The sequence below is a fragment of the Okeania sp. SIO3B5 genome (assembly GCF_010692555.1).
Classification (GTDB): domain Bacteria; phylum Cyanobacteriota; class Cyanobacteriia; order Cyanobacteriales; family Microcoleaceae; genus Okeania.
The window spans coordinates 1-9,256 of record NZ_JAAHHG010000408.1; the positions used below are offsets into that span (position 1 = coordinate 1).

Below are 9,256 nucleotides of genomic sequence, written 5' to 3' on the forward strand. Positions count from 1 at the left end.
TCTGAATAAATGAACCTGAGATTTGAGAATCTGAACCATCCCATTTTTCTATGTAACGGGCAAAGTTAGGTAAACCACCGTTTGGCTCTGGTGGGTTAGAGCGTGGTGGTGCGTCTCCACTACCGACTACTAGATTAAAGGTGGAGTCGGAAGCTTCTTGGAGCCATTTTTGATTGCCTGCTGTTGTACCTTGTGGGGTAAAACCACCTGCAGGAGTCCCTGTTGGATTCTGGAATTGTATTACGGGAACTAATAATGGTTGGTCTGTTAAAGGTGCTAATGAACCATCTAACGCGCCTCCACCTAATTCTTCATTGGCAATATATAGGGTACTAGCTCCATTGTAACTAGCGCTTCCTACTGTACCTGTTCTAAACCACAAAGAAGTATTTGATGTCTTTGTTGGAGTAGTGCCAGAGTATTGATTGATGATATCAGTTGTGTTAGCAAGTCCCAAAGGAACAGGAGGAGTACCTGCTGCAAGCACAGTATCAGCATTACTGTCATCAACCAGTTGACCAGCAGGATTCCGCCTGAACGCAACACGACGAGGATACCTTCTAATCTCATTTGAATTCCAGGAGGGAACTATATTTGCATTAGTGGCAGGTTCTTCTGTTGTGCCTGCTATATGTGCTTCATCAGGAACAGGATCACCAGTAGGATCATCACGATCGTAAACGTCCGTTCCCAAAGTAATATCTGTATTTGAAGCTCGAATCACAGCAAGCGCTCCACTCCAGTTTAACCCAACAAACCAATCAGCGGGTTGACACTCTGAAACAGGCAATTTCATGCAAGTTTCCATCAAATAAACTGGAAAGTTAGCACGTCGTTGTACTGGAGTAATAAAACTACTGAAATAGGAACTAAATTCACTGTCAGCATTATTGCCTGAAGAATATTGGATTACACCGCCAACTGCATCTGTAAAGCTACCACCATCAATTGCTGCACCACCTCCTGTACCACTGAGAGTATCAAAATCATCTGGATAGCCATTATTATTTCGATACCACTCGAAACTGGTGACAAAGTTATTCTCATAGAAACCATTTTTCAAGCGCTTCAGTTGATGTGCAGCAGCAGCAGTTACGTCAGACTCTTTCACAGTACCATTGTACTCACCATCACCATTTAGGTCTAACCTGAAATCCTCCTCATTAAGATCAATATCTGTGGTAGTATCACCATCAAATTCAAGAAATCCCTTACCTCCTAGACTAGGGTTGTTAGCAATATTTGAATTATTCCGCAAATCATAATCTCCCTCTGTTCGGAACCCTGGACGGAAGTCATGAGAAAGCAAAGTCACCGCATCAGAAATTACCGATGCAGGCCGCCATAAATCACCAGGGTTGCAGTCTGCAAGACCATTACGTTTTTCAAACCTGGGGTCGCCATTGCGACAGGCAAATTGAGCTTCCAGGGTATTGCGGTTATAAAAATTGCCCCAATCTTCTGTGATATTCTCGGTAAACTCTTCTAGATTATTGCTGCTAGGAGTTTGGTGCAGATTAAAACCTGCTGCATCAGCTTGTACATATACTGGCAAATTACTCGCTAAAATAATTCCCCTCTCAGCCTCCTTACCATCATAATCATTGTTGTCATTTTCACGAGCAAGAACGCTACCATTAACCAGCATGATGCCATTGGGACGGCGAGTAGAATCTAACTCAAAATCAATTGCACTAGCATTTAAGTACGAATTTAGATCGTCCTCATCATCTATAGGTAGAGCTTCATATGTAGGCAGAGTTTCATCTTCAGGACGACCAGAAACATCAGGCAATGCGTCATCACGAGTTGCATAAATAATTCCACTATTGGGTAATAAAAATTCTGTTCTTGGATTATCAGGGGCATTCTGGATCGACATATCACCAACGCTTTGTTGGCGCATCATGTCTAGGTCTAATTGAGTTACCCGAATTTCCAGAGGTTGGCGGTCTTCTACAAACAAGTCATAATCTGGGTCTTCATCCTCATCCTCAATTTCACCCTCGATCGCTCTAATTTGTCTACCATCAAGAAACGCCACTTCTCGTATTGCCCCATGAGGAATCAAATTATCATCAGGTATAATAGTTCCATCTAAAATTTGCAAAGCACAAATAGTAGAGTCGATCGCTGCTTGGTGGTGAAGTTCCAGGTCTTCATTATTCCGTTTACGTTCCAAAGCATATCTGAGTGTGGGGTTCACAAAACGTCCGCTAGGGAAAACCAAATTAGCTTGGTAGGCAACCCTTTCTCCCAGAGAGGAGTAAGGTCCGCCGTATTCATCTGCGGCATATAAACCTGTAGTTGTATTGAAAGCAGGAACACTCAAGGCTTCTGAAGTTACAGTTGGTGCTTTATAGACAATGCCATTATTGGATCTGCCATTTGGATCTGCACCCCACGGTAAGCCTGATTCATTTCGCGCTCTAATTGGGTCGGTTGGATCGTAGTAGTTGCTAACGCAAGCTACTGGTGTTTGATATGTTTGCGGTTCGTCTTCGTCATAGGCATTGTCGTTGTACATATACACCGCAGTTGCCCGCATTCTCAGGTCGCCTTTAAGGTATTGAGGAGTATTGGGGTCAATGGTAGGAGTAACTGCAGCTGTTGTATCATTTCTGAGACCAAGTATATCCTGCAACGGACCTGGAACTGGTGTGCGCCACTGAGTTGTAGTTCCACCTGAATTGTCATATCCTTTTACCCAATAATCATCAGTTGCAGTTGTATCTACATCCATTCCCAAAGGTGACATCGGCATACTATCCGGCCAAACGATACGGAACCGTTCCTCATTAGCAGTAGTACTAGGATCGTCGTAATCAGGTGGAATGTTACCTGGAATACTAATTGCTGCGCCTGGATTGAATCCAGTAGCATCATTCAAATCTGGCGGAGGAGGCAAAAAAGAATTTTTCCGCTCATAAACTCCAGCACCAGTGACTAAACGCAACCCCCCTCTCCCAGAAAACAAAAAATCTGGTTGTTCTGCCGCTGCTTTTTCCCAGAAACCATGCCGCACCGGATCGAGGTCTCCAATAGGCTGTATTTGAGTCCGACGATAACGAAAATCTTGTTCTTCTTCACCTTCCTTATACACATCCCACAGCACCTCACTAATCTCTTGATTCTTAGTATATGTGGCAAAACGACCTGTATCCTCGATGTACCACCTAGCAGGTAAACCATTACCTATCAGTACGCGATCGCCTACCTCAGTCTCAACTCCTGTTTCTTCCAGCAAATCTGGTTCAGTAGCAGCAGGCAGAGCTGTATTACCAGTTGTATTTAGAGTTAATCCATTAGTGTCTACATCTATTGCATCCTGTGGTGGCCTTAGTGGACCCCCTGAGCTTTCTGGTTGATCGGCACTACCTGTTGGACTGATGTCATCATCACCTCCATCTACAGCAGGAACCCTTCTAGTTCTTGCTTTAAAGTACTCTCTTAAAGCTGTTTCACGATTTCCACCCTGTGCTATTTTATCCAGTACCTCTTCAGGTTCACTACCAACAGTTGTACCATCAACCAGGTTTCTAATTCGAGTTTCATATCGCTGTCCATCGTAGGTAATTTGATCAGGAGTATTAGTTACAGACTTATTTGCCGCACCCAATGTTGCTTCAGTATGATTACCACCAATATCAAATAAATCCACCCTGACATCTTGCATATCGCTGTTGCTATCTGGCGGTCCAATACCTACATTACCACCCACTACAATCTTGTTATTTTCCATCTCGTAGAAACAAGAGCTAGGACTAGAAACCAAATAATAATCTACCGCCCCACCACTTGGTCTTTGAGCTGTGAGCAAATTAGAATTTGTGAATACTCGTCCATTCAGTCTCAAACCACTACCACCAGGAGTTATCTGTAAATCATCTTCGTATACCACAGCATTATTACTCAGGGGTACCCGTTCCCGGTCTTGTTGTAACTCTAAAGCAACTATACCTGCCTGTTCTCTCTTGGCTTCAAAATTATTTCCTGCTGGAACTTCACCTTCACCAATAGGCACAACAGCACTATAGACAAATATACTCTTCTTCAGAGTCGCCCCTACCTTATACCAGTCAGTAGTTCCCACAGTAGAACGGCTAACACCAAGCCTTTCACAACCTGGTTTGAGAGTCGCAATTGCTGGTATTGGTGGGGCAACAGAATCTAGGGGAGTTCTAGCACGTTCAAATGCGAGTTCACTGTTATCTAATTTGGGACTCCGTAGGAAAATGCCATAGACATTGAAACTGTCGAATATACCATTACCATCAGTATCAACAGGAAATTTCCAGGCAGTATCTATGGTGTTCTGATTGTATAATTCAGGACCAGGAGTTACATCTGGTGTATTGTACTCTATGGTTATCCGTGTTTCATTTGGCAGCGTATACTTATCATCTAGGTTTGGGTCTTCAGGCAACCCCAGTTGTTCGTTTAATTCTTCTTCTGTGAGAGTAGTGTCTGCCGATCCATCTACTTCTCTCAACTTGGCCAGCGCCCGTTCTACACCAGGCCCAGCTCCAGAAGCTAATGCTGCTTCGTTAGTCCGAACAAATAGTGCTTGTTCGGTGCGCTGAAAGGAGCGGAACATTATTGCGACAGTTAGTAATACTACTACTAACATCACCATAGTAACTGTGGGTAATACATACCCAGTTTGAGTCGCATTTCGATTATGGCGTTGCTTTTTACTAGCTCTTTTCAGTAACCAGATAAATTTTTTGATAGATATACCGATAAATTTTTCTGTTCGTCGAAATATAGAAAGTAGATGGTAATAGATACGTTTAGTTAACTTGGGTTTTGACATAGATTCTCCCTAGTCATTTCAGTTATCAATTATCAGTTATCAGTACCGACTGCTGTTTGCGCAGCATTCTGTAGGAAAGCATTGGGATTGAAAGACCAAAGTTGATTTTTTCTTGGTCAATTGGGTATGGCGAAGAAATCTCGCCATCGTTGGGCCGTCCAAGTTGCGTGGCTTTAGCCCGCAGAAGTTGACAGGTCATGATTAGCTGTGGCCTTTGTTGGCTTTCTGAATAAATTTGCTAGATTTTATTGGTTTTCCTATAGTTAAAATAATTCCTACAGCTAGACTTGATTTTTTAGCTGCAGGGATATTCGTTTACTTTTAAATTTTAGCATTTGGGAATTTTCTCTTGGATCGGAGAAAATGCTAAAGCCTCAATGTCTGTGTGATTTATATTTAGATATAGCTATCTAAAATTACTATTCCCTTATTTTCTACTGAACATATCAGGGTCATTTCAGTTATTAGTTATAACTAAGAAAGAATTGGTTAGGACAATTGTAAACATTCAGCTATTAGCTATTCAGCATTTCCTAGGTCATGCTGCGCAAACAGATGCATGAACATATTCAAGCAACGACGAATATCAAGTCTCATTTAGCAGTAATAAAAACGTTCTTCTGTGATCTGATAAATTTATCCCTACCCTCTCCGCCTCCCCACGTCCCCACGTCCCCGTGTCTCCGCGTCCCCGCGTCCTACCCCCACCAACCAATTTTTTCAGCAAACCCTATTTATTATTTATATCCATAAAAATCTGATAAATTTGCGTTAATTTTATTGTTAATATAAGTAATTTCTGCTTCAGTAAAATATTCTGTAAATCCCCCTACTTTTCCTTTTCTAGTTTTATAAGAGTCTGTATCGTTAGGGTTTGTAGCTTTGAGTTTAGGATGAGCATTGCCTTCTGTTTCCATTTTTCGCATATTATCAAATGATGAATATTCTACTGCTTCATCAATTACTTCCTCCTGATATTTAATCCCAAGAAAATCAAAACTTTTACGGAGTTCTCTGTGAGGATTTTTATGCAAATCTTCGTAACGTATTAAGAGAAAATCTTTGGGTATATGTCTATTTTCTGCCCAAATATTGTAAAACTTAATCAGAGAATCTAAGCTACCAATTTCCTCATAAATAAATGTAGACAAATCTCCATCATAAGCTTTAATACGTTCTTTATATGCCTGAAGATGTGGTTCTTTTTTCAAGCCTTCTAACCAAAATGATACTCTTTTTTTCTGTTCAAAATAAGCAGATACTACTACATCCCTGGGGTCTCTAGCTAAAAATATAATTTTGACATTTTTGTACTTATTTTTAGATAATTCTAGTTCTTCAGGCTTTTTCCAATGAGGATCGTCATCGTGAGTCACCATAATTTTAGGAACATTTGGGCCTAATTCTGCTAAAGGTTCTAATAATAGAGTTTTTTCATTGATATTAGGATGAGATAATTGAAATTTCTGTTGCAATGCTCTACCAATCATTAAACGTAGCCAAGTCCGGCCACATTTGGGGAATGAAATTATATAGGCATCGGCAGAACTCAGACTATACCAACGTCCAATAGATGTTTCTTGAAGCTTTTGTAAGACTGCACCAATTTTTTTTCGATTTTCATTAGATATTTTACTAGCGGTTAATTGACGTAAATTTGCTAATAGGCGACGTGTTGTTTGAGAAAGCATAAATTTTAAGGTGTTGCTGAATTAGTGTATGATATTTGTCTTAATTATTTAGGAGTTAACCCACCCCTAACCCCTCCCAGGAGGGGAACTCAGGAGTCAGGAGTCAGGAGGGAAGAAAGAAGAAAGAGGAGTATAAGGTGAAATAGGCTAGTAATAGTTTTTCAGAAATATTTATGTAATAATAGACGTCTCCGATAATAAAAAAATCAAATCAATTATCACACTCTTAATTTATCAATTCTTTCCCTCTACTACTAGCTCGTCTAAACTAAAATTGTGAGTAAAACCCAACGCTACGATCCCCCCAACCCACCTTTGAAAGCTATGCTTTACCCACATATTTCTTAACATAAAACTTGACAAAACTGACAAATTATGGGTAAGTCTTAGTTCGGCTTTTTTGGGAGAAAAATGTATGAAAAAGCACATTTATTTGTGAATTCTTAAGTATTTTTATTTAGATACTATGATTTTTTCTCCGTGTCTCCCCCTCTCCGTGTCTCCCCGTCCGCACAAGGGTTTCAGGAGTTATGGGTAAGGGATAGCTTTGAAAGGGGGGAGAGGTCTATATTTTCTAAAATTTACCCACATTTTCAAGCTAGACGAGCTACTACCTACTTCCTACTGCCTCTTTTCTGGAGATGTCTAATGATTAAAAAGAAACTGTAAGGCTGATGATTAACTAAGATATATATCTCAAACGGATTCTATAAGAAAATGCATAATTATTTATGATAAATCATTCCTGAGTCCTATAACATACGTAGGACTTACGCAGATACGCTATATATAGAGTTCAACACTATTGGACAATAGTTACTGGACTCTATAAATAGTGCCTTTGCGTAAGTCCTGATACGATGATCAAAATTCTGAATAATTCCTATGAATAACTCTTCAATTAATGCATTACATATTAATTATTCTGATAATAGTGGCGGTGCTGCTCGTTCAGCATATAAAATTCATTCTGGACTAAAGGAATTAGGCTGTACATCGCGAATGTTAGTTAGGTGGAAAGTGACTGAAGATTCAGATGTAGGTGATATCCGTAGTCAAAATTCTTTAGTTAAATTTGGTGATGGTATTGGGAGAAAAGTGATAGATCGTTGGTTAAATCTCCAATACCTTTATTATCCTTCATCATTTGCATTGCTCGAACATCCATGGTTTCAGTCAGCAGATATTGTACAAATTTACAATATTCACGGTTTTACAGGTTTTTTTACCTACAGAGCTTTACCAAAAATAAGTAATCAAAAACCGATTGTTTGGCGACTGTCAGATATGTGGCCGTTAACTGGACATTGTAGTTATTCTTATGAATGCGATCGCTGGAAAACTGGTTGTGGAGCTTGCCCGCATTTAGATGAGTATCCAGCTCTAAGTAGAGATACAACTGCTCTACTATGGAGAATAAAAAAAGAAGTTTACAAACGTTCAAAAATAGTGCTTGTGGCAACTAATAGTTGGATGGAAAGGGTTGTTCAGGAAAGTCCTTTACTGGGACATTTTCCCGTACATATTATTCCTAATGGAATTAATACCAATATTTTCCATCCCATATCTCAAGTAGAAGCTCGCAATACTTTTGATATTCCTAGTAATAGAAAAGTTGTGTTATTTGCTGGAGATCAAACCTGGGAAATTAGAAAGGGTGGCCAGTATGTCAATGATGTGATGCAAAAGGTAGCAGCTAGTGGGGTAGAAAATTTAACATTAGTGGTGATGGGAAAAGGAGCAAATTCTTGGGCTGACGATCCAAATTATCAAACTATTAGAATTGATTTTACCAGCAATGACCAAGTATTAGCTAATGCTTATGCAGCAGCAGATGTTTATCTACATCCAGCAATAGTGGAAAATTTCCCCAATAGTGTTTTAGAAAGTATGGGTTGTGGAACAACTTGTGTGGCATTTAATACTGGTGGTGTATCGGATGTTGTTCGTCATTTGGAAACTGGTTATTTAGCTAGGTATAAAGATATTGATGATCTGGCAGAAGGTGTGAAGTTGTTATTAGGAAATAAAGAATTACTAGGACGTTTGAGTGATAATTGTCAAAGACTTATTGCTGCTGAATATACATTAGAACGGCAAGCTCAAAGACACGCAGATTTATACAATCAGTTGCTAGATTCAGTTCATTAATGGATAATTGATAATTGATAATGGATAATAGACATCTCCAGAAAAGAGGGAGTAGGGAGTAGGGAGTAGGGAGTAGTTAAGAATCAGGAGGAATGGGAGTTATAGAGGAAGTAGAAGTAACAATTGTCTCTTAATTTTTCTGTCCTACTAAACTTTTTCTGCTAATACCATTTCTCTGTAACAATGCGCTTAATAATTGTTGCTTAGACTTTATTAAACTGACTATTCTCATCTTTAGTATTAAGCGCAACTTCATGGAGAAATGGTATAACTTTTTGCAACTTTTTGACCTAAAAGCTGGTACAATTTCGGTACTAAAAATTTCTAAAAGCAATATTAGTCAATGCTTTCATATAATTTCAGCAATCCCTAATTAGGGTTTGCTGAAAAAGTCTTTTAGCAGGGGTAGGAGACAGGAGACAACCTACCCCTAGCCCCTCCCAGGAGGGTAGGGCTGTTTCATTCTCGATAGACACGGGGAGGCGGAGACACGGGGACGCGGAGACACGGAGACACGGAGACACGGAGACACGGAGACACGGAGACACGGAGACACGGAGACACGGAGACACGGAGACACGGAGACACGGAGACACGG

At 40.0% G+C, this 9,256-nt stretch carries 3 protein-coding genes; 1 reads left to right on the forward strand and 2 read right to left on the reverse strand.

Annotation, left to right across the window (positions count from 1 at the left end):
* The coding region (gene hpsA / locus F6K54_RS33575) for a hormogonium polysaccharide biosynthesis protein HpsA (protein WP_293087814.1) at positions 1 to 4,816 on the reverse strand (4,816 nt) is incomplete at its 3' end.
* A 737-nt stretch (positions 4,817 to 5,553) separates the two neighbouring features.
* Positions 5,554 to 6,507, reverse strand: coding sequence for a sulfotransferase domain-containing protein (locus F6K54_RS33580; RefSeq protein ID WP_293087817.1), 954 nt, complete (start codon positions 6,505 to 6,507; stop codon positions 5,554 to 5,556).
* A gap of 885 nt (positions 6,508 to 7,392) precedes the next feature.
* On the opposite strand from F6K54_RS33580, the gene F6K54_RS33585 reads away from it, so the two are divergent.
* Complete coding sequence (locus F6K54_RS33585; protein ID WP_293087819.1) at positions 7,393 to 8,658, forward strand: glycosyltransferase family 4 protein; 1,266 nt, start codon at positions 7,393 to 7,395, stop codon at positions 8,656 to 8,658.
* Positions 8,659 to 9,256: the final 598 nt, after the last annotated feature.